Raw genomic sequence first — 24,299 nt, 5'->3', positions numbered from 1 at the left:
GCGAAAGCAGATGGGGTTTTGTTTTGGGCGCGGGAAAAGTACGCCAGGTGGTGCTAAACAGTGCTCACTCGGGTGCTAAATCTTTGGCTTTCTATGCAATGACCCAGCGCATGGCTATCATGCCTGCCTCATTGTGAGGCGATATGTGCATGCTGACGTTGTTAAAGCTTCTGAAAGATGGCCGATTCCACTCTGGAGAGGCACTAGGCACTGCCCTGGGTGTTAGCCGCAGTGCTGTCTGGAAGCAACTCCAGCACCTTGAAGCGGAATTAGGTTTGCCTATTCATAAGGTGCGTGGGAAGGGGTACCAGCTAGCAGCGCCGCTGGTGTTCTTGAGTGCTGAAGAAATTGCGCTGAGGGCGCCTGCCTTAGGCTGGCCCGTCTATATCTCCGACTCTGTTGATTCCACCAATGCTGAAGCGTTGCGGCTGGTTGCTGCTGAGTGTCCAGCGCCGTTCCTGGTACTTTCGGAGCAGCAAACAGCGGGAAGAGGCAGGCGAGGCCGAACATGGGTCAGCCCGTATGCGCAGAATGTGTATTACAGCCTTGTACTACGCATTGAGGATGGTCTGCGACAGTTGGAAGGATTGAGCCTGGTTGTCGGCTTGGCGGTCATGCAGGCCCTGCGTGAGTCGGGTGTGCAGGGGGCTGCCTTGAAGTGGCCGAACGATGTCTTGGTCGGGCAGCAGAAAATTGCCGGAATCTTGTTGGAGTTAGTGGGTGATCCTGCGGATATTTGCCACGTTGTCCTTGGCATAGGCATTAATGTGAATATGCAGAAATCCGATGCTATAGACCAGCAGTGGACGTCAGTACAGCTTGAGACAGGCGCTCCAGTTGATCGCAATTCGCTGGTTGCGAGACTGGGGCAGCAGTTGCTGAGCCATCTGGAGCGGCACAAAACCGGTGGGTTTGCTGTGCTTCAGGGGGAGTGGGAGTGTAATCATGCGTGGCAAGGGCGGACGGTTTCCCTCATCGCCGGCGTCAATCAAGTTGATGGCGTGGTGCTGGGTGTGGATCGCCAGGGCGCCTTGCGTTTGAGTGTTGATGGCGTTGAAAAAATTTACAGCGGTGGTGAGTTAAGCCTGAGGTTGCGTGATGATTCTTGAGCTCGACTGTGGCAACAGCTTTATCAAGTGGCGGGTGCTTGGTTCGAATTGGTCGGCGGCCTCCGCCGAAGGTGTCGTTGGCTCGGATATAGCTTTGATTGAAAGCCTGGTGGCCGTTCCTGGCTTGCTGCTCACGCGCTGCCGACTGGTGAGTGTCCGGGCGCTGGAGGAGACTAGTAAGCTGGTACAGGCTCTGGAGGGGGCTTTCGGTATTGTTGTCTCTTGTGCCGCGCCCGCACGAGAAATGGCCGGCGTGCGCAACGGCTATGAAGATTTCGAGCGCCTGGGCCTTGATCGTTGGCTGGCAATGCTTGGGGGATACAAATTAGCGTCAGGTGCTTGCCTGGTACTTGATTTTGGTACGGCGGCGACAGCAGATTTTATTGGTGCGGACGGCGAGCACTTGGGAGGGTTCATTTGCCCTGGTATGCCTCTCATGCGTAATCAATTGCGCACGCACACCCGCAAGATACGTTATGACGATGCTGCCGCTGAGCAAGCGCTGGAGCGTCTCTCGCCAGGTCGTACGACAGTCGAGGCCGTCGAGCGCGGCTGTACGCTGATGCTCAGGGGATTTGTGCTGACTCAGCTCGAGTTGGCCCGAAGCTACTGGGGCGACAGTTTCACGGTGTTCCTTACTGGGGGGGATGCTGATTTGGTTCTGGATGCCGTGCCGCAGGCGCGCCTCGTTCCTGATCTGGTTTTCGTCGGTTTGGCGATGGCATGCCCTTTGTCTTGAGGTGTTTATGCGTTGGCTGTTTCTACTTTTACTCGTCCTCAACGCTTTCTATTACGTATGGCATCAGCAGGAGGCGCCGCTGCGTGCCAAGGATGTAACGCCCTTGAGTCTTTATCGGGGTTCTCAGCAGGATATTCGCTTGCTGAGCGAATCTTCGGATGCGATTGCCAGGAGGGAGCGGGCAAAGGCGTCCGATCCGCAAAATACGTGTTTGTACATAGGTGGTTTTGTTGACCCGCGTCAGGCGCAGTCCGTCGAACAGCGGCTGATCAGCCTGGATATAAAGGTCAAAGTGCAATTGCTGAACACTCCTGAAGCCTCCGGCTACTGGCTTCGCGTAGCGCCTGAAAGTCGACGTTTGGCTGATGATCTGCCCTTTGAAAACCTTGCTAAGGAATTCAATGAGTTAAAACATAAAATAATGTTGTGCGAAGGCGTTGCAACTCTCGAATAGTTTGCATAGAATGGCGCCCGCTTCGCAGTGAAGACCTTTACGGTCTACAGCGTGAAGCGAACGTCAATGCAGCTAACCTCATATTTTTAAATGAGAAAATGCTTGACAGAAGGTCGGCGTGATGTAAAATGCCGGCTCGCTTAGGAGGGGTTCCCGAGCGGCCAAAGGGATCAGACTGTAAATCTGACGTCTACGACTTCGAAGGTTCGAATCCTTCCCCCTCCACCATTTTTAGCGTGAGCTGCAAGCTCCGCGGGTATAGTTTAGTGGTAGAACCTCAGCCTTCCAAGCTGATGATGCGGGTTCGATTCCCGCTACCCGCTCCAAGTTTGCAGGTTGTGCAATGTGTTTCGCTCTTGTAGCTCAGTTGGTAGAGCACACCCTTGGTAAGGGTGAGGTCAGCGGTTCAAATCCGCTCAAGAGCTCCATATAACAAGGCAGATATGAAAATATCTGCCTTTGTTTTAACAGCTGCCTCGGCTTGATTCTGGTTTTACTGGCGCTTGTGTCAGGTGGTTTCAAGTCTGTTGGGGTTGGTTGTTGTAAAGTCTTTTTCAGGCCTGCATAATGGTCGGCCTGATTTTGTTTTAGGTCAGTAGCTCAATTGGCAGAGCGACGGTCTCCAAAACCGTAGGTTGGGGGTTCGATTCCCTCCTGACCTGCCAGATTCACGTGGTGTGTCTGGCTTTCTTTTCACAGGATCTTCATAGATGACTCCTAAGGCTGAAGCTCAAAGCTCTCGTTTCGATCTGGTCAAGTGGCTCGCTGTAGTCGCATTGGTGGTCGTAGGCGTTGTTGGCAATCAGTACTACTCTGCTTCGCCGATCCTGTACCGTGTGCTCGCCTTGCTTGCCCTTGCTGCTGTAGCTGCCTTTGTAGGCCTGCAGACTGCTAAAGGCAAGTCTTTCGCGGTCCTGGTAAAGGAAGCTCGCACCGAAATTCGTAAAGTCGTTTGGCCGACTCGCCAAGAAACCACGCAGACCACATTGATTGTCGTGGCTGTTGTTCTGGTTATGGCGTTGCTGTTGTGGGGGCTCGACTCCCTGCTCGGCTGGCTTGTTTCCTTGATTGTTGGCTAAGGGTGTCCCGTGGCTAAGCGTTGGTACGTTGTGCATGCTTACTCGGGTTACGAGAAGCATGTTATGCGCTCTTTGCTAGAGCGCGTAAAGCTGGCAGGCATGGAAGATGGCTTCGGCGAAATTCTGGTTCCCACTGAAGAAGTGGTTGAAATGCGGAATGGGCAGAAGCGTAAAAGCGAACGCAAGTTCTTCCCTGGCTACGTGCTGGTTCAAATGGACATGAACGAAGGTACTTGGCACTTAGTCAAAGATACCCCTCGTGTCATGGGTTTCATCGGCGGAACCGCTGATAAGCCTGCTCCAATCACCGACAAAGAGGCGGAAGCAATTCTGCGTCGTGTTGCTGATGGCAGCGACAAGCCTAAGCCGAAGACGTTGTTCGAGCCGGGTGAGGTTGTTCGTGTCACAGATGGTCCGTTTGCTGATTTCAACGGCACTGTCGAAGAAGTTAACTACGAAAAGAGCCGGATCCAAGTGGCGGTGCTCATTTTCGGTCGCTCTACTCCGGTAGAGCTGGAATTCAGCCAGGTCGAGAAGGTCTAGCTGAACAAGCATCCCAACCCCACAGCCTTAGGCTGTGGGGTTTTGTCGTCACTGGGATAAACGCGCAAGTAACCGGGGAGCCTTTCGAGGCGCTTGAACCCGTAATTGGAGTGCCTCATGGCCAAGAAGATTACCGCTTACATCAAGCTGCAAGTGAAGGCCGCTCAGGCCAACCCAAGCCCACCCGTCGGTCCAGCTCTGGGTCAGCACGGCGTGAACATCATGGAATTCTGCAAGGCCTTCAACGCCCGTACTCAGGGTATTGAGCCAGGTCTGCCGACTCCAGTGATCATCACTGTATACAGCGACCGTAGCTTCACCTTCGAAACCAAGTCGACCCCGGCTTCGGTTCTGTTGAAGAAAGCTGCTGGTCTGACTAGCGGTTCCGCTCGTCCTAACACCGTTAAAGTCGGCACTGTAACTCGTGCTCAGCTGGAAGAAATCGCGAAAACCAAAAACGCGGATCTGACTGCAGCTGATATGGATGCAGCCGTGCGTACCATCGCCGGTTCTGCTCGTAGCATGGGCCTTAACGTGGAGGGTGTGTAATGGCTAAGCTGACCAAGCGCCAAAAGGCTATCGCCGGCAAAATCGAAGCAGGCAAGTCCTACAACTTTGTAGACGCTGCTGCCCTGCTGACCGAGCTGTCGACTGTCAAGTTCAGCGAGTCTGTTGACGTTGCTGTAAACCTGGGTGTTGACCCACGTAAATCCGACCAGGTCGTTCGTAGCGCTACTGTGCTGCCACACGGTACTGGCAAGACTGTACGTGTAGCTGTCTTCACCCAAGGCCCGGCAGCTGAAGCTGCTCTGGCCGCCGGCGCTGATCGCGTTGGCATGGACGACCTGGCTGCCGAAATGAAAGGCGGCGACCTGAACTATGACGTCGTTATTGCTTCCCCGGATGCAATGCGCGTTGTAGGTCAGTTGGGTCAGATCCTCGGTCCACGCGGCCTGATGCCTAACCCTAAAGTCGGCACCGTAACTCCAGACGTAGCTACCGCGGTTAAAAACGCCAAGGCTGGTCAGGTTCGTTATCGCACCGACAAAAACGGCATCATTCACACCTCCGTTGGCAAGGTCGGCTTCGACGCCGTCAAGCTGAAGGAAAACGTTGAAGCCCTGATCGCTGATCTGAAGCGTATCAAGCCGGCCTCCTCGAAAGGTATCTACGTCAAGCGCGTTACCCTGAGCACCACTATGGGCCCAGGTCTGGTCATCGACCAAGGCTCGCTGGACGTATAAGACACAGATTGGCGCGAGAGATCGCGCCAATTGAAAAAAATTGGGGTCCCTGCCTGGCGGGGGCTATCCAAGACCGTAGGCGGCGCAAGCCTTAAACCTCAAGCCTACGCAGATGGTGCTCCCGGTTCCTTACCGAATCAGACACCAAAACGACATCCGGCTCCGGCCAGATGAAACGGTAACAAGCAGGAGTTAAACCCGTGGCAATTAATCTCGAAGACAAGAAGGCCATCGTCGCTGAAGTCAACGAGGCTGCCAAAGCTGCTCTGTCCGCTGTCGTGGCTGATGCCCGTGGTGTGACAGTAGGCGCTATGACCGGACTCCGTAAAGAGGCTCGTGAAGCTGGCGTTTACGTACGTGTTGTACGTAACACTCTGCTCAAGCGCGCTGTTGCTGACACTGAATACAGTGTTCTCAACGACGTGTTCACTGGCCCGACTCTGATCGCGTTCTCCAAAGATCATCCAGGCGCTGCTGCCCGTTTGTTCAAGGAATTCGCCAAGAGTCAGGATAAGTTCGAGATCAAGGCAGCTGCGTTCGAGGGCAAGTTCCTCGCAGCTAACCAAATCGACGTACTGGCAACACTGCCGACCCGCGACGAAGCCATTTCGCAGCTGATGAGCGTGATTCAAGGCGCTACCAGCAAGCTGGCTCGTACTCTGGCCGCAGTTCGCGAGCAAAAAGAAGCCGCAGCAGCCTAAGGCTGAACGACTTCTCTCGCGTATTTTTGTTTATTTCGATGGCCGTGTAGGCCGTCCCCCAATTCAGGAAATACAGCAATGTCTATCTCCCAAGACGATATCCTCAACGCCGTAGCTGAAATGTCGGTTCTGCAGGTTGTTGAGCTGATCAAAGCTTTCGAAGAAAAATTCGGCGTTTCCGCTGCCGCTGCTTCCGCTGGCCCAGCTGCTGCTGCTGCCGTTGTTGAAGAGCAAACCGAATTCAACGTCATGCTGACCGAAGCTGGCGAGAAGAAAGTAAACGTGATCAAGGCAGTACGTGAACTGACCGGTCTGGGCCTGAAAGAAGCCAAGGCTGTAGTTGACGGCGCTCCTGCCGTGGTTCTGGAAGCTGTGTCGAAAGACGCTGCTGACAAAGCCAAAGCTACTCTGGAAGAAGCAGGCGCTAAAGTCGAGCTGAAGTAAGCATCGACCTTGCGTCTCCAGCCCAAGCGTTAAGCTGAAGGCTGATGGCTGGTGGCTCTTGCCACCGGCCTTTTTCCGTTCTTGGCTGCCGACTAGGTCGCCGCCATTAACGCGCTGTAGCCACCCGAAGCGGTGGTGCAAACCAAGGGGTTTGCAAGATTTTCTGGCTGCTCCCGTCGGAGGGGCCAAACAAGCAGGTGACCAAGCTGGGGAACGCTGATGGCTTACTCATATACTGAGAAAAAACGTATCCGCAAGGACTTTAGCAAGTTGCCGGACGTCATGGATGTCCCGTACCTTCTGGCTATCCAGCTGGATTCGTATCGTGAATTCTTGCAGGCGGGAGCGACCAAAGATCAGTTCCGCGACGTGGGCCTGCATGCGGCCTTCAAATCCGTTTTCCCGATCATCAGCTACTCCGGCAATGCTGCGCTGGAGTACGTGGGTTATCGCCTGGGCGAACCGGCATTTGATGTCAAAGAATGCGTGTTGCGCGGTGTTACGTACGCCGTACCTTTGCGGGTAAAAGTTCGTCTGATCATTTTCGACAAAGAATCGTCGAACAAAGCGATCAAGGACATCAAAGAGCAAGAAGTCTACATGGGCGAAATCCCACTGATGACTGAAAACGGTACCTTCGTAATCAACGGTACCGAGCGTGTAATCGTTTCCCAGCTGCACCGTTCCCCGGGCGTGTTCTTCGACCACGACCGCGGCAAGACGCACAGCTCCGGTAAACTCCTGTACTCCGCGCGGATCATTCCGTACCGCGGTTCGTGGTTGGACTTCGAGTTCGACCCGAAAGACTGCGTGTTCGTGCGTATCGACCGTCGTCGCAAGCTGCCGGCCTCGGTACTGCTGCGCGCGCTCGGTTATACCACTGAGCAAGTGCTGGACGCTTTCTACACCACCAACGTATTCAGCCTGAAGGATGAAACCCTCAAGCTGGAGCTGATCGCTTCGCGTCTGCGTGGTGAAATTGCCGTCCTGGACATCCAGGATGAAAACGGCAAGGTGATTGTTGAGGCTGGCCGTCGTATTACTGCGCGCCACATCAACCAGATCGAAAAAGCCGGTATCAAAGAGCTGGAAGTACCTCTGGACTACGTCCTGGGTCGCACCACCGCCAAGGTTATCGTTCACCCGGCAACAGGCGAAATCCTGGCTGAGTGCAACACCGAGCTGAACACCGAGATCCTGGCGAAAATCGCCAAGGCCCAGGTTGTTCGCATCGAGACCCTGTACACCAACGATATCGACTGCGGTCCGTTCGTCTCCGACACTCTGAAGATCGACTCCACCAGCAACCAATTGGAAGCGCTGGTCGAGATCTATCGCATGATGCGTCCTGGCGAGCCGCCAACCAAAGACGCTGCCGAGACCCTGTTCAACAACCTGTTCTTCAGCCCTGAGCGCTATGACCTGTCTGCGGTCGGCCGGATGAAGTTCAACCGTCGTATCGGTCGTACCGAGATCGAAGGTTCGGGCGTGCTGTGCAAGGAAGATATCGTCGCGGTACTGAAGACTCTGGTCGACATCCGTAACGGTAAAGGCATCGTCGATGACATCGACCACCTGGGTAACCGTCGTGTTCGCTGCGTAGGCGAAATGGCCGAGAACCAGTTCCGCGTTGGCCTGGTACGTGTTGAGCGTGCGGTCAAAGAGCGTCTGTCGATGGCTGAAAGCGAAGGCCTGATGCCGCAAGACCTGATCAACGCCAAGCCAGTGGCTGCGGCGGTGAAAGAGTTCTTCGGTTCCAGCCAGCTCTCGCAGTTCATGGACCAGAACAACCCGCTCTCCGAGATCACCCACAAGCGCCGTGTTTCTGCACTGGGCCCGGGCGGTCTGACCCGTGAGCGTGCTGGCTTTGAAGTGCGTGACGTACACCCGACGCACTACGGTCGTGTTTGCCCGATCGAAACGCCGGAAGGTCCGAACATCGGCCTGATCAACTCCCTGGCTGCCTATGCGCGCACCAACCAGTACGGCTTCCTCGAGAGCCCGTACCGTGTGGTGAAAGACGCCCTGGTTACCGACGAGATCGTGTTCCTGTCCGCCATCGAAGAAGCTGATCACGTGATCGCTCAGGCTTCGGCCACGATGAACGACAAGAAAGTGCTGGTCGACGAGCTGGTTGCTGTTCGTCACTTGAACGAGTTCACCGTCAAGGCGCCGGAAGACGTCACCTTGATGGACGTATCGCCGAAGCAGGTAGTTTCGGTTGCTGCGTCGCTGATCCCGTTCCTGGAGCACGATGACGCCAACCGTGCGTTGATGGGTTCCAACATGCAGCGTCAAGCTGTACCGACCCTGCGCGCTGACAAGCCGCTGGTAGGTACCGGCATGGAGCGTAACGTAGCTCGTGACTCCGGCGTTTGCGTCGTGGCTCGTCGTGGCGGCGTGATCGACTCCGTTGATGCCAGCCGTATCGTGGTTCGTGTTGCCGATGACGAAGTTGAAACTGGCGAAGCCGGTGTCGACATCTACAACCTGACCAAATACACCCGCTCGAACCAGAACACCTGCATCAACCAGCGTCCGCTGGTGAGCAAGGGTGATCGTGTTCAGCGTAGCGACATCATGGCCGACGGCCCGTCCACCGACATGGGTGAGCTGGCTCTGGGTCAGAACATGCGTATCGCGTTCATGGCATGGAACGGCTTCAACTTCGAAGACTCCATCTGCCTTTCCGAGCGTGTGGTTCAAGAAGACCGCTTCACCACGATCCACATCCAGGAACTGACCTGTGTGGCACGTGACACCAAGCTTGGGCCTGAGGAAATCACTGCAGACATCCCGAACGTGGGTGAAGCTGCACTGAACAAGCTGGACGAAGCCGGTATCGTTTACGTAGGTGCTGAAGTCGGCGCAGGCGACATCCTGGTTGGTAAGGTCACTCCGAAAGGCGAGACCCAACTGACTCCGGAAGAAAAACTGCTGCGTGCCATCTTCGGTGAAAAAGCCAGCGACGTTAAAGACACCTCCCTGCGCGTGCCGACTGGCACCAAAGGTACTGTCATCGACGTACAGGTCTTCACCCGTGACGGCGTTGAGCGTGATGCTCGTGCACTGTCCATCGAGAAGACTCAGCTCGACGAGATCCGCAAGGACCTGAACGAAGAGTTCCGTATCGTTGAAGGCGCGACCTTCGAACGTCTGCGTTCCGCTCTGGTAGGCCACAAGGCTGAAGGCGGCGCAGGTCTGAAGAAAGGTCAGGACATCACCGACGAAATCCTCGACGGTCTTGAGCACGGCCAGTGGTTCAAACTGCGCATGGCTGAAGATGCTCTGAACGAGCAGCTCGAGAAGGCCCAGGCCTACATCGTTGATCGCCGCCGTCTGCTGGACGACAAGTTCGAAGACAAGAAGCGCAAACTGCAGCAGGGCGATGACCTGGCTCCAGGCGTGCTGAAAATCGTCAAGGTTTACCTGGCAATCCGTCGCCGCATCCAGCCGGGCGACAAGATGGCCGGTCGTCACGGTAACAAAGGTGTGGTCTCCGTGATCATGCCGGTTGAAGACATGCCGCACGATGCCAATGGCACCCCGGTCGACGTCGTCCTCAACCCACTGGGCGTACCTTCGCGTATGAACGTTGGTCAGATCCTTGAAACCCACCTGGGCCTCGCGGCCAAAGGTCTGGGCGAGAAGATCAACCGTATGATCGAAGAGCAGCGCAAGGTCGCAGACCTGCGTAAGTTCCTGCACGAGATCTACAACGAGATCGGCGGTCGCAACGAAGAGCTGGACACCTTCTCCGACCAGGAAATCCTGGATCTGGCGAAGAACCTGCGCGGCGGTGTTCCAATGGCTACCCCGGTATTCGACGGTGCCAAGGAAAGCGAAATCAAGGCCATGCTGAAACTGGCAGACCTGCCAGAAAGCGGCCAGATGCAGCTGTTCGACGGCCGTACCGGCAACAAGTTCGAGCGCCCGGTTACTGTTGGCTACATGTACATGCTGAAGCTGAACCACTTGGTAGACGACAAGATGCACGCTCGTTCTACCGGTTCGTACAGCCTGGTTACCCAGCAGCCGCTGGGTGGTAAGGCTCAGTTCGGTGGTCAGCGTTTCGGGGAGATGGAGGTCTGGGCACTGGAAGCATACGGTGCTGCTTACACTCTGCAAGAAATGCTCACAGTGAAGTCGGACGATGTGAACGGTCGGACCAAGATGTACAAAAACATCGTGGACGGCGATCACCGTATGGAGCCGGGCATGCCCGAGTCCTTCAACGTGTTGATCAAAGAAATTCGTTCCCTCGGCATCGATATCGATCTGGAAACCGAATAACACGTGACGCGAATCGAGAGCGGGGCTGTTTAGCCCGCTCTCTGCTCCGCCAGGAGGAAAGGCCTTGAAAGACCTACTGAATTTGCTGAAAAACCAGGGTCAAGTCGAAGAGTTCGACGCCATCCGTATTGGATTGGCATCGCCTGAGATGATCCGTTCGTGGTCGTTCGGTGAAGTTAAAAAGCCGGAAACCATCAACTACCGTACGTTCAAACCTGAGCGTGACGGCCTGTTCTGCGCCAAGATCTTTGGCCCGGTAAAGGATTACGAGTGCCTGTGCGGTAAGTACAAGCGCTTGAAGCACCGTGGTGTGATCTGCGAGAAGTGCGGCGTTGAAGTTGCGCTGGCCAAAGTTCGTCGTGAGCGCATGGCGCACATCGAACTGGCTTCGCCGGTTGCCCACATCTGGTTCCTGAAATCGCTGCCGTCCCGTATCGGCTTGCTGATGGACATGACCCTGCGTGATATCGAACGCGTTCTCTACTTCGAGAGCTATGTCGTTATCGATCCAGGCATGACCACCCTTGAAAAAGGTCAGCTGCTGAACGACGAGCAGTACTTCGAAGCGCTGGAAGAGTTTGGCGACGATTTCGATGCCCGCATGGGTGCCGAAGCTGTCCGCGAGCTGCTGCACGCTATCGACCTGGAACACGAGATTGGCCGTCTGCGCGAAGAAATTCCGCAAACCAACTCTGAAACCAAGATCAAGAAACTGTCCAAGCGTCTGAAGTTGATGGAAGCCTTCCAGGGTTCCGGCAACTTGCCAGAGTGGATGGTGCTGACCGTTCTGCCGGTTCTGCCGCCAGACCTGCGTCCGCTGGTACCGTTGGACGGTGGTCGTTTCGCGACGTCCGACCTCAACGACCTGTACCGCCGCGTGATCAACCGTAACAACCGCTTGAAGCGCCTGCTTGATCTGTCCGCTCCGGACATCATCGTGCGCAACGAAAAGCGTATGTTGCAAGAAGCCGTCGACGCCTTGCTCGACAACGGTCGTCGTGGCCGCGCTATCACCGGTTCCAACAAGCGTCCTCTGAAATCCCTGGCTGACATGATCAAGGGTAAGCAAGGTCGTTTCCGTCAGAACTTGCTCGGTAAGCGTGTTGACTACTCCGGTCGTTCGGTAATTACCGTAGGCCCGACCCTGCGTCTGCACCAGTGCGGTCTGCCTAAGAAGATGGCTCTCGAGCTGTTCAAGCCATTCATCTTCGGCAAGCTGGAAATGCGCGGTCTCGCGACCACCATCAAAGCGGCCAAGAAAATGGTCGAGCGCGAACTGCCAGAGGTTTGGGACGTTCTCGCTGAAGTGATCCGCGAACACCCGGTTCTCCTCAACCGTGCACCGACCCTTCACCGTCTGGGTATCCAGGCGTTTGAACCGGTACTGATCGAAGGCAAGGCTATCCAGCTGCACCCTCTGGTCTGTGCTGCGTACAACGCCGACTTCGACGGCGACCAAATGGCCGTGCACGTACCGCTGACACTGGAAGCCCAGTTGGAAGCGCGTGCGTTGATGATGTCGACCAACAACATTCTGTCGCCAGCCAACGGTGAGCCAATCATCGTTCCGTCGCAGGACGTTGTATTGGGTCTGTACTACATGACCCGTGAAGCGATCAACGCCAAGGGCGAAGGTCGTGTATTCGCTGACCTGCAAGAAGTTGACCGTGTGTTCCGTGCCGGCGAAGCTGCACTGCACGCCAAGGTCAAAGTGCGGATCAACGAAACCGTCAACGACCGTGATGGCGGCAGCGTGAGCGGCACCCGTATCGTCGACACTACCGTCGGCCGTGCGCTGCTGTATCAAGTTGTGCCAAAAGGTCTGTCGTACGACGTCGTCAACCTGCCGATGAAGAAAAAGGCGATCTCCAAGCTGATCAACCAGTGCTACCGCGTGGTTGGTTTGAAAGAGACCGTGATCTTCGCTGACCAGTTGATGTACACCGGTTTTGCCTACTCGACCATTTCCGGCGTTTCCATCGGTGTTAACGACTTCGTTATCCCGGATGAAAAAGCCCAGATCATTGGTGCTGCTACCGATGAAGTGAAAGAGATCGAGAGCCAGTACGCCTCCGGCCTGGTAACCCAGGGCGAGAAGTACAACAAAGTGATCGACCTTTGGTCGAAGGCGAACGACGAAGTTTCCAAGGCGATGATGGCCAACCTCTCGAAAGAGAAGGTTATCGACCGTCACGGCGTGGAAGTCGATCAAGAGTCCTTCAACTCGATGTACATGATGGCCGACTCGGGCGCACGGGGTTCTGCTGCGCAGATCCGTCAGCTCGCCGGTATGCGTGGCCTGATGGCCAAGCCGGACGGTTCCATCATCGAAACGCCGATTACTGCGAACTTCCGTGAAGGTTTGAGCGTACTTCAGTACTTCATCTCCACTCACGGTGCTCGTAAGGGTCTTGCGGATACCGCGTTGAAAACCGCTAACTCGGGTTACCTGACTCGTCGTCTGGTAGACGTTGCACAAGATCTGGTTGTGACCGAGATCGACTGCGGCACCGAGCACGGCCTGCTGATGACTCCGCACATTGAAGGCGGTGACGTTGTAGAGCCGCTGGGTGAGCGCGTACTGGGTCGAGTGATCGCCCGTGACGTATTCAAGCCAGGCACCGAAGAAATCATCGTTCCTGCCGGTACTCTGGTAGACGAGAAGTGGGTCGAGTTCATCGAACTCAACAGCATCGACGAAGTGATTGTTCGCTCGCCGATCAGCTGCGAAACCCGCTACGGCATTTGCGCCAAGTGCTACGGCCGTGACTTGGCACGTGGTCACCAGGTGAACATCGGTGAAGCGGTCGGCGTTATTGCTGCCCAGTCCATCGGTGAGCCGGGTACCCAGCTGACCATGCGTACGTTCCACATCGGTGGTGCGGCAAGCCGGACCTCCGCAGCCGACAGCGTTCAGGTGAAGAATGGCGGTACCGTCCGTCTGCACAACCTGAAGCACGTTGAGCGAGTGGATGGCCACCTGGTTGCTGTGTCCCGTTCCGGTGAGCTGGCCATCGCTGATGACTACGGTCGTGAGCGTGAGCGTTACAAGCTGCCGTACGGTGCTGTGATTTCGGTTAAAGAAGGTGACAAGGTCGACGCTGGCGCAATCGTGGCCAAGTGGGATCCGCACACTCACCCAATCGTTACCGAAATGAAAGGTACCGTGACCTACGTGGGCATGGAAGAAGGCATCACGATCAAGCGTCAGACTGACGAATTGACCGGTATGACCAACATTGAAGTACTCGACGCGAAAGATCGTCCAGCTGCCGGTAAAGACATCCGTCCTGCCGTGAAGATGGTCGACGACAACGGCAAGGACTTGCTGCTGCCAGGTACTGACGTAATCGCTCAGTACTTCCTGCCAGCCAACGCCCTGGTCGGTGTAGCGGATGGTGCGAAGATCGCGATCGGTGATGTTATCGCGCGTATCCCGCAAGAAACTTCGAAAACTCGTGACATCACCGGTGGTCTGCCGCGTGTTGCCGACTTGTTCGAAGCTCGTCGTCCGAAAGAAGCGTCGATTCTGGCTGAAGTCAGCGGCACCATCGCGTTCGGTAAAGAGACCAAGGGCAAGCGCCGTCTGGTCATTACCCCGAACGACGGTAGCGATCCGTACGAAGAGCTGATTCCGAAGTGGCGTCACCTGAACGTGTTCGAAGGCGAACAGGTAAACCGCGGCGAAGTTATCTCCGACGGCCCAAGCGATCCACACGACATCCTGCGTCTGCTGGGTGTGAGTGCGCTGGCCAAGTACATCGTGAACGAGATCCAGGACGTTTACCGTCTGCAAGGCGTGAAGATCAACGACAAGCACATCGAGACCATCCTGCGTCAGATGCTGCGTAAAGTTGAAATCGCAGAATCCGGCGATTCCAGTTTCATCAAGGGCGACCAGATGGAACTGACTCACGTACTGGTAGAAAACGAGCGCCTGGCGAACGACGAGAAATTCGTTTCCAAGTTCACTCGCGTGTTGCTGGGTATCACCAAGGCGTCGTTGTCCACTGAGTCGTTCATCTCGGCGGCCTCCTTCCAGGAGACCACTCGCGTACTGACCGAAGCAGCGGTAACCGGCAAGCGCGACTACCTGCGCGGCCTGAAAGAAAACGTTGTCGTGGGTCGTTTGATCCCGGCAGGTACCGGTTTGGCTTACCACAGCGAGCGCAAGCGCCGCCGTGATGCTGACAAGCCGCTGCGCGTAAGCGCCAGTGAAGTGGAAGCTGCACTGACCGAAGCGCTGAACTCAAGCGGTAACTGAGTTCTGCGATAAATAAGTCTGGGCCCTGGCAGTCCCATTCGTCGGATCGAGGCAATTTTGCCCCGGTTCGACAGGTGGGAAGGTCGGGGCCTTGCCTTGACTGGGGACAAGATCCTCTTTAGACTCTTGTACCCCTAAATTTGGCGGGAATTCGTTCCTGCCATTTTGCTTTTCTTGCAAGACAATAGCGTCGCAAGACAACAGTGGAGCTAGTAGATGGCAACTATCAACCAGCTGGTACGTCAGCCGCGTAAGCGTATCGTCGAGAAATCCGACGTACCTGCGCTGCAGAACTGCCCGCAACGTCGTGGCGTATGCACCCGTGTGTATACCACCACGCCGAAAAAACCTAACTCGGCACTGCGTAAAGTATGCCGTGTGCGCCTGACCAACGGTTTCGAGGTTTCCTCGTACATCGGCGGTGAAGGCCACAACCTGCAAGAGCACAGCGTGGTACTGATCCGCGGCGGTCGTGTAAAAGACTTGCCAGGTGTTCGTTACCACACCGTACGCGGCTCCTTGGATACTTCCGGCGTTAAAGGTCGTAACCAGGGTCGTTCGAAGTACGGTACCAAGAAGCCTAAGTAGTAGCGGCTTTTTGTAAAACTGAATCATCTTATTTTCTGAGTCGATAAGAGTAAGGTCGGAGGCGTCCCGAAAGGGCACCGATTCCGAGCGAACCTGAAGACCGTTTGAGGGCTTATCCATGCCAAGAAGACGCGTAGCAGCCAAGCGCGAAGTGCTTGACGATCCAAAATACGGAAGCCAAATTCTGGCCAAGTTCATGAACCACGTGATGGAAAGCGGCAAGAAAGCCGTTGCCGAGCGTATCGTTTATGGCGCGCTGGAAAAGGTTAAAGAACGCAAGAACAGCGACCCCCTGGAAATCTTCGAGAAAGCTCTCGACGCCATCGCTCCGCTGGTCGAAGTGAAGTCGCGCCGTGTAGGCGGTGCTACTTACCAGGTTCCGGTTGAAGTTCGTCCGTCCCGTCGTAACGCTCTGGCAATGCGCTGGTTGGTAGACTTCGCCCGTAAGCGTGGCGAGAAGTCTATGGCTCTGCGTTTGGCCGGCGAACTGTTGGACGCTGCCGAAGGTAAAGGTGCTGCTGTTAAGAAGCGTGAAGACGTGCACCGTATGGCTGAAGCTAACAAAGCTTTCTCGCACTACCGCTTCTAATCTTAGCTTCACTAATTTTGCGAGGGCTTTATGGCTCGTACTACTCCGATTAGCCGCTACCGTAACATCGGTATCGTTGCTCACGTGGATGCTGGTAAAACCACCACCACCGAGCGCGTACTGTTTTACACCGGCAAAAGTCACAAAATGGGCGAGGTGCATGACGGCGCCGCGACCACAGACTGGATGGTTCAGGAGCAGGAGCGTGGTATTACCATTACTTCTGCTGCTATTACCGCTTTCTGGTCTGGTTCTGCCAAGCAGTACAAGAACGAGCACCGCTTCAACGTAATCGATACCCCGGGCCACGTAGACTTCACCATTGAAGTTGAGCGTTCCCTGCGCGTACTCGACGGCGCTGTCGTTGTGTTCTGCGGTACCTCGGGTGTTGAGCCTCAGTCGGAAACCGTATGGCGTCAAGCCAACAAGTACGGCGTTCCACGTCTTGTTTACGTAAACAAGATGGACCGTGCTGGTGCCAACTTCCTGCGCGTGATCGGTCAGATCAAGCAGCGCCTGGGTCACACTCCGGTGCCAATCCAGCTGGCCATCGGTTCCGAAGATAACTTCCAGGGGCAGATCGATCTGCTCACCATGGAAGCGGTCTACTGGAACGACGCTGACAAAGGTATGGTCCCAGTTCGCAAGCCTATCCCTGAAGAGCTTCAGGAACTGGCTGACGAGTGGCGCGGTAACATGGTTGAGGCTGCTGCCGAAGCCAGCGAAGAGCTGATGAACAAGTACCTTGAAGGTGAAGAACTCACCAACGAGGAAATCAAGGCCGCTCTGCGTCAGCGTACTATCGCTGGCGAAATCGTCTTGGCTGTTTGCGGTTCTTCCTTCAAGAACAAGGGTGTTCCCCTGGTTCTCGACGCCGTTATCGACTACCTGCCGGCTCCAACCGACATTCCTGCTATCAAGGGTACCAACCCTGATAACGAGGAAGAAGAGATGGAGCGTCATGCTGACGACAGCGAGCCGTTCTCGGCGCTGGCGTTCAAGATCGCTACCGACCCATTCGTGGGTACTTTGACCTTCGTCCGCGTTTACTCGGGCGTGTTGGCATCCGGCGACGGCGTGATCAACTCGGTTAAAGGCAAGAAAGAGCGCGTGGGCCGTATGGTGCAAATGCACGCAAACGCCCGTGAAGAGATCAAGGAAGTGCGCGCTGGTGACATCGCGGCCCTGATCGGCATGAAGGACGTCACCACTGGTGAGACTTTGTGCGACGCTGCCAAGCCAATCATCCTGGTTCGCATGGACTTCCCGGAGCCGGTTATTTCGGTTGCCGTAGAGCCTAAGACCAAGGATGACCAGGAAAAAATGGGTATCGCTCTGGGCAAGCTTGCTCAGGAAGATCCATCTTTCCGCGTTAAGACTGATGAAGAGACTGGTCAAACGATCATCTCCGGCATGGGCGAGTTGCACCTGGACATCCTGGTTGACCGGATGCGCCGTGAGTTCAACGTCGAAGCCAACATCGGTAAGCCTCAGGTTTCCTATCGTGAGCGCATCACGAAGAACTGTGAAATCGAAGGCAAGTTCGTTCGTCAGTCCGGCGGTCGTGGTCAGTTCGGTCACTGCTGGATCCGTTTTGCTCCTGCTGACGAAGGTCAGGAAGGTCTGCAATTCGTGAACGAAGTAGTTGGTGGTGTGGTTCCTAAGGAATACATCCCGGCTATCCAGAAGGGCATCGAAGAGCAGATGAAGAACGGCGTTGTTGCCGGCTATCCGCTGATCGGCCTGAAAGCAACCGTTTTTGACGGTTCTTACCACGACGTCGACTCCAACGAGATGGCGTTTAAGGTGGCTGCCTCCATGGCGACCAAGCAACTGGCCCAGAAGGGCGGTGGTGAGTTGCTTGAGCCGATCATGGCGGTAGAAGTTGTTACACCTGAAGACTATATGGGTGATGTCATGGGCGACCTTAACCGTCGTCGTGGCATGATCTTGGGTATGGAAGACACGGTTTCCGGCAAAGTGATTCGCGCCGAGGTTCCGTTGGGTGAGATGTTCGGTTATGCGACCGACGTTCGCTCCATGTCCCAGGGTCGCGCAAGCTACTCTATGGAATTCAAGAAATACAATACGGCTCCGTCGCACATCGTCGAAACCGTTACCAAAAAACAAGGCTGATTCAGCCCGTTTAGGCTAGGAGTTAATTGTCGTGGCTAAAGAAAAATTTGATCGTTCCCTACCGCACGTAAACGTTGGCACCATCGGCCACGTTGACCACGGTAAAACCACTCTGACCGCAGCTCTGACTCGCGTTTGCTCCGAAGTATTCGGTTCTGCAATCGTTGATTTCGACAAGATCGACAGCGCTCCAGAAGAAAAAGCTCGTGGTATCACCATCAACACCGCGCACGTCGAGTACAACTCGAAGATTCGTCACTACGCTCACGTTGACTGCCCAGGTCACGCTGACTATGTGAAGAACATGATCACCGGTGCTGCCCAAATGGACGGCGCGATCCTGGTTTGCTCGGCCGCTGATGGTCCGATGCCGCAAACCCGTGAGCACATCCTGCTGTCCCGTCAGGTAGGCGTTCCGTACATCGTGGTTTTCCTGAACAAGGCTGACCTGGTAGACGACGCTGAGCTGCTGGAACTGGTTGAGATGGAAGTGCGCGATCTGCTGAGTACTTACGACTTCCCAGGTGACGACACTCCGATCATCATCGGTTCTGCTCGTATGGCTCTGGAAGGCAAAGACGACAACGAAATGGGCACCACTGCCGTTCGTAAACTGGTTGAAACTCTGGATACCTACATCCCAGAACCAGTTCGTCTGACCGACAAGCCGTTCCTGATGCCAATCGAAGACGTATTCTCGATCTCCGGTCGCGGTACTGTTGTGACTGGTCGTATCGAGCGCGGTATCGTTCGCGTTCAAGATCCACTGGAAATCGTTGGTCTGCGTGACACCACCGTCACCACCTGCACCGGTGTTGAAATGTTCCGCAAACTGCTCGACGAAGGTCGTGCTGGCGAGAACTGCGGCGTTCTGCTGCGTGGTACCAAGCGTGACGACGTTGAGCGTGGCCAGGTTCTGGTTAAGCCAGGCACCGTTAAGCCGCACACCAAGTTCACCGCAGAAGTCTACGTTCTGAGCAAAGAAGAAGGCGGTCGTCACACTCCGTTCTTCAAAGGCTACCGTCCTCAGTTCTACTTCCGTACTACTGACGTGACTGGTAACTGCCAGCTGCCAGAAGGCGTTGAAATGGTAATGCCAGGTGATAACATCCAAATGGAAGTTACCCTGATCAAAACCATCGCAATGGAAGACGGTCTGCGCTTCGCTATCCGTGAAGGCGGCCGTACCGTTGGTGCTGGTGTTGTAGCTAAAATCATCGAGTAAGCTCTTTTTTGAGTTAGCTTGATGCTTTGAAAAAGGCCCCCGCTCAGCGGGGGCTTTTTTTATTGGGTTGACACCTATCTGGGGCGTCTATAGAATTGCGCCTCCTTTTAACGGGCGTATTGCGCTCGCTGGGAATAGCAGCCGGAGTCTGAAATCCAATGCAAAATCAGCAAATCCGTATCAGGTTGAAGGCTTTTGACCATCGCCTGATCGACCAATCCACCCAGGAAATCGTGGAAACCGCGAAACGTACTGGTGCACAAGTGCGTGGTCCAATTCCACTGCCTACCCGTAAAGAGCGGTTCACCGTTCTGGTCTCCCCGCACGTCAACAAAGACGCGCGTGACCAGTACGAGATCCGTACTCATAAGCGCGTTCTGGACATCGTCCAGCCAACGGATAAAACCGTTGATGCACTTATGAAGCTTGATCTGGCGGCCGGTGTGGAAGTACAGATCAGCCTCGGCTAAGACTTGGGTCTTAGTCGTGTAACGCTCTGAAATGGGCGGCCATAGCGGGTGAAAGCCCCGTACACTCATGAGGTTTACAACATGACTATTGGTGTAGTCGGTCGTAAATGCGGTATGACCCGTATTTTCACCGAAGAAGGTGTCTCCATTCCGGTCACGGTCATTGAGATCGAACCGAATCGCGTCACCCAGTTCAAAACTGAAGAAACCGATGGCTATCGTGCAGTGCAAGTCACTGTCGGCGAGCGTCGTGCTTCGCGCGTGACTGCTGCTCAAGCAGGTCACTTCGCAAAAGCAAACGTTGCAGCTGGTCGTACTGTTATGGAGTTCCGTCTTGAAGATGGCGACTACCAGGCTGGCGATCTGATCAACGCTGAAATCTTCGCCGCTGGTCAACTGGTTGATGTAACCGGTCAGTCCAAGGGTAAAGGCTTCCAGGGTACGATCAAGCGTTGGAATTTCCGTGGCCAAGACAACACTCACGGTAACTCCGTTTCCCACCGCGTCCCGGGCTCTATTGGCCAGTGCCAGACTCCTGGTCGTGTATTCAAGGGCAAAAAAATGTCCGGTCATATGGGCGCTGAGCGCGTGACCGTGCAGTCCCTCGAAGTAGTGCGCGTCGACGCTGAACGCAATCTGTTGTTGGTCAAGGGTGCTGTTCCTGGCGCTACTGGCGGCAACCTGGTTGTACGTCCAGCGGCCAAGGCTCGCGGTTAAGGGGAAGCTGACATGCAATTAAATGTAAATGACGCTCAAGCGATCGAAGTTTCCGAACTGACATTTGGCGGCGAATTCAACGAGACGCTCGTTCACCAAGCAGTCGTGGCCTACATGGCCGGCGGCCGTCAAGGTAGCAAGCAGCAAAAGACCCGTTCCGACGTACGTGGTGGCGGTAAGCGCCCTTGGCGTCAGAAAGGCACTGGCCGTGCTCGTGCCGGTACTATCCGTAGCCCAATCTGGCGTGGCGGCGGTACCACTTTCGCAGCTCGTCCACAGGATCACTCTCAGAAGCTCAACAAGAAGATGTACCGCGCAGCACTGCGCTCCATCCTTGCTGAACTCGTGCGTACTGATCGTCTGGTCGTGGTTCAGGACTTCGCTGTTGAAAGTCCAAAAACCAAAGATCTGCTGGGCAAGCTGAACAATATGAGCCTGACCGACGTTTTGATCGTGTCTGAAGCTGTTGATCAGAACCTGTACCTGGCTGCTCGCAACCTGCCACACGTTGATGTACGTGACGTGCAAGGTTCCGATCCAGTTAGTCTGATCGCATACGACAAGGTGTTGATCACCGTGTCGGCCGTGAAGAAATTCGAGGAGCTGCTGGGATGAACCAGGAACGCGTATTTAAAGTTCTGCTTGGCCCGCACGTTTCCGAAAAGGCTACGGTTCTGGCTGACAAGAAAGGCCAGTTCGTTTTCAAGGTTGCAACTGACGCAACCAAGCTGGAAATCAAGAAGGCCGTCGAAAGCCTGTTCAGCGTGAAAGTAGAGCGTGTTACTACCCTGAATGTTCTGGGTAAGAGCAAGCGCACTGCTCGCGGTCTGGGCAAGCGTAATGACTGGAAGAAGGCAGTTATCTCCCTTCAGCCAGGCCAAGATCTCGATTTCAGCAGCAGTGCTGAGTAAGGAAGGGGTGCATCATGGCAATCGTTAAATGCAAACCGACTTCCCCTGGCCGCCGTTTTGTGGTCAAGGTGGTCAACCAGGAGCTGCATAAAGGCGCTCCTCACGCACCGCTGCTCGAGAAAAAATCGAAGACTGGTGGTCGTAACAACAATGGTCGTATTACCACTCGTCACATCGGTGGTGGCCATAAGCAGCATTATCGTCTGGTCGATTTCCGTCGCAACGACAAAGATGGCATCTCTGCCACTGTCGAGCGTATCGAATACGATCCAAACCGTACTGCTCACATCGCTCTGCTGCTGTACGCAGATGGCGAGCGTCGCTACATCATCGCCCCTAAAGGCGTGAGCGCTGGCGACCAGCTGATCGCAGGTGCCCTGGCACCGATCAAGCCGGGCAACGCTCTGCAACTGCGTAACATTCCAGTTGGTAGCACCGTACACGGCATCGAATTGAAGCCAGGTAAAGGCGCACAGATCGCTCGTTCCGCTGGTGCTTCGGCTCAGTTGATCGCTCGTGAAGGTGTCTACGTGACCCTGCGTCTGCGTTCTGGTGAGATGCGTAAAGTGCTGGCTGAATGCCGCGCGACCCTGGGCGAAGTCTCGAACTCCGAGCACAGCCTGCGTTCGCTGGGTAAAGCTGGTGCCAAACGCTGGCGTGGCGTTCGCCCAACCGTTCGTGGTGTTGCCATGAACCCGGTTGACCACCCACACGGTGGTGGTGAAGGTCGTACCTCTGGTGGTCGTCATCCGGTATCGCCATGGGGCTTCCCGACTAAGGGCGCGAAGACTCGTGGTAATAAGCGTACCGACAAAATGATCGTCCGTCGTCGCAAGTAAATAGAGGGATACGACAGTGCCACGTTCTCTGAAAAAAGGTCCTTTTATTGATCTTCACCTACTGAAGAAGATCGAAGTGGCGGCGGAAAAGAATGATCGCAAACCGGTGAAAACCTGGTCGCGTCGTTCGATGATCCTGCCACAAATGGTCGGTCTGACCATCGCAGTACACAACGGTCGTCAACACGTCCCAGTTCTCGTTAACGAAGACATGGTCGGCCACAAACTGGGCGAGTTTGCCGGTACCCGCACTTATCGTGGGCACGTGGCAGACAAGAAAGCCAAGCGTTAAGGGGTTAGGAAATGGAAGTAGCCGCTAAGTTGTCGGGCGCTCGAATCTCCGCCCAGAAAGCCCGCTTGGTCGCCGACCAGATCCGCGGGAAGAAGGTGGGCGAAGCGCTCAACCTGTTGGCTTTCAGCAGTAAGAAAGCCGCCGAGATCATGAAGAAAGTGCTGGAGTCGGCCGTAGCCAACGCCGAGCATAACGAAGGCGCAGACGTTGATGACCTGAAGGTCAGCACCGTTTTCGTCAACGAAGGGCGTTCGCTGAAGCGCATCATGCCACGTGCCAAAGGCCGTGCTGATCGCATCGTCAAGCGGTCTTGCCATATCACTGTCAAGGTTGCTGACAAGTAACGGAGTCGAAGAGATGGGTCAGAAAGTACATCCCATTGGCATTCGCCTGGGAATCGTCAAGGAGCACACCTCCGTCTGGTACGCAGACGGTCGGACTTATGCGGACTACTTGTTCGCTGATCTGAAGGTGCGTGAGTATCTCCAAGACAAACTAAAAAGCGCGTCCGTAAGCCGTATCGATATCCATCGTCCGGCACAAACTGCACGTATCACCATCCACACCGCTCGTCCAGGTATCGTTATCGGGAAGAAAGGTGAAGATGTTGAGAAACTGCGTCAGGACCTGACCAAGCAAATGGGTGTGCCTGTGCACATCAATATCGAAGAGATCCGTAAGCCGGAGCTCGACGGTATGCTGGTTGCGCAGAGCGTAGCTCAGCAGCTGGAGCGTCGCGTAATGTTCCGTCGCGCTATGAAGCGCGCCGTACAGAACGCCATGCGCATTGGTGCCAAAGGCATCAAAATCCAAGTGAGCGGTCGTCTCGGCGGTGCTGAAATCGCACGTACTGAATGGTATCGCGAAGGTCGTGTGCCACTGCACACCCTGCGTGCCGACATCGACTATGCCAACTACGAAGCTCACACCACTTACGGTGTGATCGGTGTAAAGGTTTGGATCTTCAAAGGCGAAGTAATTGGTGGTCGCCAAGAAGAACTGAAACCACAAGCACCAGCGCCTCGTAAAAAAGCTGCTAAGTAAGGGGTACGCCAAATGTTGCAACCTAAGCGTACGAAGTTCCGCAAGCAGATGACAGGCCACAACCGTGGTCTGGCTCAGCGCGGTAGCAAAGTCAGCTTCGGCGAGTTCGCGCTGAAGTCTGTAGCTCGTGGTCGTCTCACCGCTCGTCAGATCGAGTCAGCGCGTCGTGCTCTGACCCGTCACGTTAAACGTGGCGGCAAGATCTGGATCCGTGTATTCCCGGACAAACCGATCTCCAAGAAGCCTCTCGAAGTGCGGATGGGTAAAGGTAAGGGTAACGTGGAATATTGGGTTGCCCAGATTCAGCCAGGCAAAGTCCTGTATGAAATCGAGGGTGTTACTGAAGAGCTGGCGCGTGAGGCTTTCGCCCTGGCTGCTGCAAAGCTGCCGCTCGCCACCTCCTTTGTTAAACGGACGGTGATGTGATGAAAGCGAATGAACTTCGTGAAAAATCCGCACAGCAGCTGAACGAGCAACTGCTCGGCTTGCTGCGCGACCAGTTCAATCTGCGTATGCAGAAAGCAACTGGCCAGTTGGGGCAGTCTCATCTGCTCTCGCAAGTTAAGCGTGACATCGCTCGCGTGAAGACTGTGCTCAACCAGCAGGCAGGTAAGTGAT

General features: G+C 55.3%; 25 protein-coding genes and 4 tRNA genes. All 29 read left to right on the top strand.

Annotated features, from left to right (window positions below):
* Nucleotides 1-149 precede the first annotated feature (149 nt).
* The 29 genes from birA to rpmC all read left to right on the top strand — a co-directional run bounded on the left by birA (nucleotide 150) and on the right by rpmC (nucleotide 24,298).
* The gene (birA, locus tag B348_RS0113825; protein WP_017736676.1) at nucleotides 150-1,109 is read left to right on the top strand and encodes a bifunctional biotin--[acetyl-CoA-carboxylase] ligase/biotin operon repressor BirA; all 960 of its coding nucleotides are present in this window, start codon (nucleotides 150-152) and stop codon (nucleotides 1,107-1,109) included.
* Nucleotides 1,099-1,848: a pantothenate kinase gene (locus tag B348_RS0113820; RefSeq protein ID WP_017736675.1), complete on the top strand. Its 750-nt coding sequence runs from the start codon at nucleotides 1,099-1,101 to the stop codon at nucleotides 1,846-1,848. The genes birA and B348_RS0113820 overlap by 11 nt, the downstream gene beginning before the upstream one ends.
* A 7-nt stretch (nucleotides 1,849-1,855) precedes the next feature.
* Nucleotides 1,856-2,302: a hypothetical protein gene (locus B348_RS0113815; protein WP_017736674.1), complete on the top strand. Its 447-nt coding sequence runs from the start codon at nucleotides 1,856-1,858 to the stop codon at nucleotides 2,300-2,302.
* A 143-nt stretch (nucleotides 2,303-2,445) separates the two neighbouring features.
* Nucleotides 2,446-2,530: transfer RNA gene (locus B348_RS0113810), tRNA-Tyr, on the top strand.
* 24 nt (nucleotides 2,531-2,554) lie between these two features.
* Nucleotides 2,555-2,628 (top strand) — tRNA-Gly (locus B348_RS0113805).
* Nucleotides 2,629-2,654: 26 nt separating this feature from the next.
* A tRNA-Thr gene (locus B348_RS0113800) sits at nucleotides 2,655-2,730 on the top strand.
* A gap of 161 nt (nucleotides 2,731-2,891) precedes the next feature.
* Nucleotides 2,892-2,967: transfer RNA gene (locus tag B348_RS0113795), tRNA-Trp, on the top strand.
* A 45-nt stretch (nucleotides 2,968-3,012) separates the two neighbouring features.
* On the top strand, nucleotides 3,013-3,381 hold the full coding sequence (gene secE / locus B348_RS0113790; RefSeq protein WP_003194658.1) for a preprotein translocase subunit SecE: 369 nt from the start codon (nucleotides 3,013-3,015) through the stop codon (nucleotides 3,379-3,381).
* A gap of 9 nt (nucleotides 3,382-3,390) precedes the next feature.
* Nucleotides 3,391-3,924 carry a transcription termination/antitermination protein NusG gene (nusG, locus tag B348_RS0113785; RefSeq protein ID WP_003176436.1) on the top strand — a complete coding sequence of 178 codons (534 nt, stop codon included), beginning with the start codon at nucleotides 3,391-3,393 and terminating at the stop codon, nucleotides 3,922-3,924.
* Nucleotides 3,925-4,041: 117 nt separating this feature from the next.
* Nucleotides 4,042-4,473, top strand: coding sequence for a 50S ribosomal protein L11 (gene rplK / locus B348_RS0113780; protein ID WP_003210097.1), 432 nt, complete (start codon nucleotides 4,042-4,044; stop codon nucleotides 4,471-4,473).
* Nucleotides 4,473-5,168, top strand: a complete 696-nt coding sequence (gene rplA / locus B348_RS0113775; protein WP_003176434.1) for a 50S ribosomal protein L1 — start codon at nucleotides 4,473-4,475, stop codon at nucleotides 5,166-5,168. The genes rplK and rplA overlap by 1 nt, the downstream gene beginning before the upstream one ends.
* Before the next feature lie 200 nt (nucleotides 5,169-5,368).
* The gene (gene rplJ / locus B348_RS0113770; RefSeq protein WP_003232405.1) at nucleotides 5,369-5,869 is read left to right on the top strand and encodes a 50S ribosomal protein L10; all 501 of its coding nucleotides are present in this window, start codon (nucleotides 5,369-5,371) and stop codon (nucleotides 5,867-5,869) included.
* A gap of 78 nt (nucleotides 5,870-5,947) precedes the next feature.
* Nucleotides 5,948-6,313, top strand: coding sequence for a 50S ribosomal protein L7/L12 (gene rplL / locus B348_RS0113765; RefSeq protein WP_017736673.1), 366 nt, complete (start codon nucleotides 5,948-5,950; stop codon nucleotides 6,311-6,313).
* Between the two features lie 219 nt (nucleotides 6,314-6,532).
* Nucleotides 6,533-10,606: a DNA-directed RNA polymerase subunit beta gene (gene rpoB / locus B348_RS0113760; RefSeq protein ID WP_026136778.1), complete on the top strand. Its 4,074-nt coding sequence runs from the start codon at nucleotides 6,533-6,535 to the stop codon at nucleotides 10,604-10,606.
* Nucleotides 10,607-10,670: 64 nt separating this feature from the next.
* Nucleotides 10,671-14,870, top strand: coding sequence for a DNA-directed RNA polymerase subunit beta' (gene rpoC, locus B348_RS0113755; RefSeq protein ID WP_017736671.1), 4,200 nt, complete (start codon nucleotides 10,671-10,673; stop codon nucleotides 14,868-14,870).
* Between the two features lie 216 nt (nucleotides 14,871-15,086).
* Nucleotides 15,087-15,458, top strand: coding sequence for a 30S ribosomal protein S12 (rpsL, locus tag B348_RS0113750; protein WP_002555494.1), 372 nt, complete (start codon nucleotides 15,087-15,089; stop codon nucleotides 15,456-15,458).
* A gap of 118 nt (nucleotides 15,459-15,576) precedes the next feature.
* Complete coding sequence (gene rpsG / locus B348_RS0113745) at nucleotides 15,577-16,047, top strand: 30S ribosomal protein S7 (protein WP_002555493.1); 471 nt, start codon at nucleotides 15,577-15,579, stop codon at nucleotides 16,045-16,047.
* Nucleotides 16,048-16,077: 30 nt separating this feature from the next.
* Complete coding sequence (gene fusA / locus B348_RS0113740; RefSeq protein WP_017736670.1) at nucleotides 16,078-18,183, top strand: elongation factor G; 2,106 nt, start codon at nucleotides 16,078-16,080, stop codon at nucleotides 18,181-18,183.
* Nucleotides 18,184-18,214: 31 nt separating this feature from the next.
* Nucleotides 18,215-19,408, top strand: coding sequence for an elongation factor Tu (gene tuf, locus B348_RS0113735; RefSeq protein WP_017736669.1), 1,194 nt, complete (start codon nucleotides 18,215-18,217; stop codon nucleotides 19,406-19,408).
* A 158-nt stretch (nucleotides 19,409-19,566) separates the two neighbouring features.
* The gene (gene rpsJ, locus B348_RS0113730; RefSeq protein ID WP_003186070.1) at nucleotides 19,567-19,878 is read left to right on the top strand and encodes a 30S ribosomal protein S10; all 312 of its coding nucleotides are present in this window, start codon (nucleotides 19,567-19,569) and stop codon (nucleotides 19,876-19,878) included.
* An 81-nt stretch (nucleotides 19,879-19,959) separates the two neighbouring features.
* On the top strand, nucleotides 19,960-20,595 hold the full coding sequence (gene rplC, locus B348_RS0113725) for a 50S ribosomal protein L3 (protein WP_003194649.1): 636 nt from the start codon (nucleotides 19,960-19,962) through the stop codon (nucleotides 20,593-20,595).
* Between the two features lie 12 nt (nucleotides 20,596-20,607).
* On the top strand, nucleotides 20,608-21,210 hold the full coding sequence (gene rplD / locus B348_RS0113720; RefSeq protein ID WP_003176424.1) for a 50S ribosomal protein L4: 603 nt from the start codon (nucleotides 20,608-20,610) through the stop codon (nucleotides 21,208-21,210).
* The gene (gene rplW / locus B348_RS0113715) at nucleotides 21,207-21,506 is read left to right on the top strand and encodes a 50S ribosomal protein L23 (protein WP_002555488.1); all 300 of its coding nucleotides are present in this window, start codon (nucleotides 21,207-21,209) and stop codon (nucleotides 21,504-21,506) included. The genes rplD and rplW overlap by 4 nt, the downstream gene beginning before the upstream one ends.
* A gap of 14 nt (nucleotides 21,507-21,520) precedes the next feature.
* Nucleotides 21,521-22,345: a 50S ribosomal protein L2 gene (rplB, locus tag B348_RS0113710; RefSeq protein ID WP_003176423.1), complete on the top strand. Its 825-nt coding sequence runs from the start codon at nucleotides 21,521-21,523 to the stop codon at nucleotides 22,343-22,345.
* A 16-nt stretch (nucleotides 22,346-22,361) separates the two neighbouring features.
* Nucleotides 22,362-22,637, top strand: coding sequence for a 30S ribosomal protein S19 (gene rpsS, locus B348_RS0113705; RefSeq protein WP_002555486.1), 276 nt, complete (start codon nucleotides 22,362-22,364; stop codon nucleotides 22,635-22,637).
* 11 nt (nucleotides 22,638-22,648) lie between these two features.
* Entirely contained in the window at nucleotides 22,649-22,981 is a 333-nt protein-coding gene (rplV, locus tag B348_RS0113700; protein WP_003103908.1) for a 50S ribosomal protein L22, read from the top strand.
* Nucleotides 22,982-22,994: 13 nt separating this feature from the next.
* Complete coding sequence (gene rpsC, locus B348_RS0113695; protein ID WP_003176422.1) at nucleotides 22,995-23,681, top strand: 30S ribosomal protein S3; 687 nt, start codon at nucleotides 22,995-22,997, stop codon at nucleotides 23,679-23,681.
* A gap of 12 nt (nucleotides 23,682-23,693) precedes the next feature.
* Nucleotides 23,694-24,107 (top strand): 50S ribosomal protein L16, encoded by a 414-nt coding sequence (gene rplP, locus B348_RS0113690; RefSeq protein WP_017736665.1) that lies wholly within the window; start codon nucleotides 23,694-23,696, stop codon nucleotides 24,105-24,107.
* Entirely contained in the window at nucleotides 24,107-24,298 is a 192-nt protein-coding gene (rpmC, locus tag B348_RS0113685; protein WP_002555481.1) for a 50S ribosomal protein L29, read from the top strand. Before rplP ends, rpmC begins: the two co-directional genes overlap by 1 nt.
* Nucleotide 24,299 lies beyond the last annotated feature (1 nt).

The organism is Pseudomonas sp. CBZ-4 (assembly GCF_000346755.1).
Lineage (GTDB): Bacteria > Pseudomonadota > Gammaproteobacteria > Pseudomonadales > Pseudomonadaceae > Aquipseudomonas.
The sequence above is the reverse complement of the archived record's forward strand: the minus strand, read 5'-3'. Positions and strand labels throughout refer to the sequence as shown.

Coding starts and splice junctions, on each gene's coding strand:
- rplD (WP_003176424.1), top strand. CDS start 20,608: ATGCAATTAAATGTAAATGACGCTCAAGCGATCGAAGTTTCCGAACTG.
- rplC (WP_003194649.1), top strand. CDS start 19,960: ATGACTATTGGTGTAGTCGGTCGTAAATGCGGTATGACCCGTATTTTC.
- rpsC (WP_003176422.1), top strand. CDS start 22,995: ATGGGTCAGAAAGTACATCCCATTGGCATTCGCCTGGGAATCGTCAAG.
- rpsL (WP_002555494.1), top strand. CDS start 15,087: ATGGCAACTATCAACCAGCTGGTACGTCAGCCGCGTAAGCGTATCGTC.
- rplB (WP_003176423.1), top strand. CDS start 21,521: ATGGCAATCGTTAAATGCAAACCGACTTCCCCTGGCCGCCGTTTTGTG.
- rplK (WP_003210097.1), top strand. CDS start 4,042: ATGGCCAAGAAGATTACCGCTTACATCAAGCTGCAAGTGAAGGCCGCT.
- rplV (WP_003103908.1), top strand. CDS start 22,649: ATGGAAGTAGCCGCTAAGTTGTCGGGCGCTCGAATCTCCGCCCAGAAA.
- birA (WP_017736676.1), top strand. CDS start 150: ATGCTGACGTTGTTAAAGCTTCTGAAAGATGGCCGATTCCACTCTGGA.
- rplP (WP_017736665.1), top strand. CDS start 23,694: ATGTTGCAACCTAAGCGTACGAAGTTCCGCAAGCAGATGACAGGCCAC.
- rpmC (WP_002555481.1), top strand. CDS start 24,107: ATGAAAGCGAATGAACTTCGTGAAAAATCCGCACAGCAGCTGAACGAG.
- fusA (WP_017736670.1), top strand. CDS start 16,078: ATGGCTCGTACTACTCCGATTAGCCGCTACCGTAACATCGGTATCGTT.
- rpoB (WP_026136778.1), top strand. CDS start 6,533: ATGGCTTACTCATATACTGAGAAAAAACGTATCCGCAAGGACTTTAGC.
- rpsG (WP_002555493.1), top strand. CDS start 15,577: ATGCCAAGAAGACGCGTAGCAGCCAAGCGCGAAGTGCTTGACGATCCA.
- rplW (WP_002555488.1), top strand. CDS start 21,207: ATGAACCAGGAACGCGTATTTAAAGTTCTGCTTGGCCCGCACGTTTCC.
- rplA (WP_003176434.1), top strand. CDS start 4,473: ATGGCTAAGCTGACCAAGCGCCAAAAGGCTATCGCCGGCAAAATCGAA.
- B348_RS0113815 (WP_017736674.1), top strand. CDS start 1,856: ATGCGTTGGCTGTTTCTACTTTTACTCGTCCTCAACGCTTTCTATTAC.
- B348_RS0113820 (WP_017736675.1), top strand. CDS start 1,099: ATGATTCTTGAGCTCGACTGTGGCAACAGCTTTATCAAGTGGCGGGTG.
- secE (WP_003194658.1), top strand. CDS start 3,013: ATGACTCCTAAGGCTGAAGCTCAAAGCTCTCGTTTCGATCTGGTCAAG.
- rplL (WP_017736673.1), top strand. CDS start 5,948: ATGTCTATCTCCCAAGACGATATCCTCAACGCCGTAGCTGAAATGTCG.
- rpsJ (WP_003186070.1), top strand. CDS start 19,567: ATGCAAAATCAGCAAATCCGTATCAGGTTGAAGGCTTTTGACCATCGC.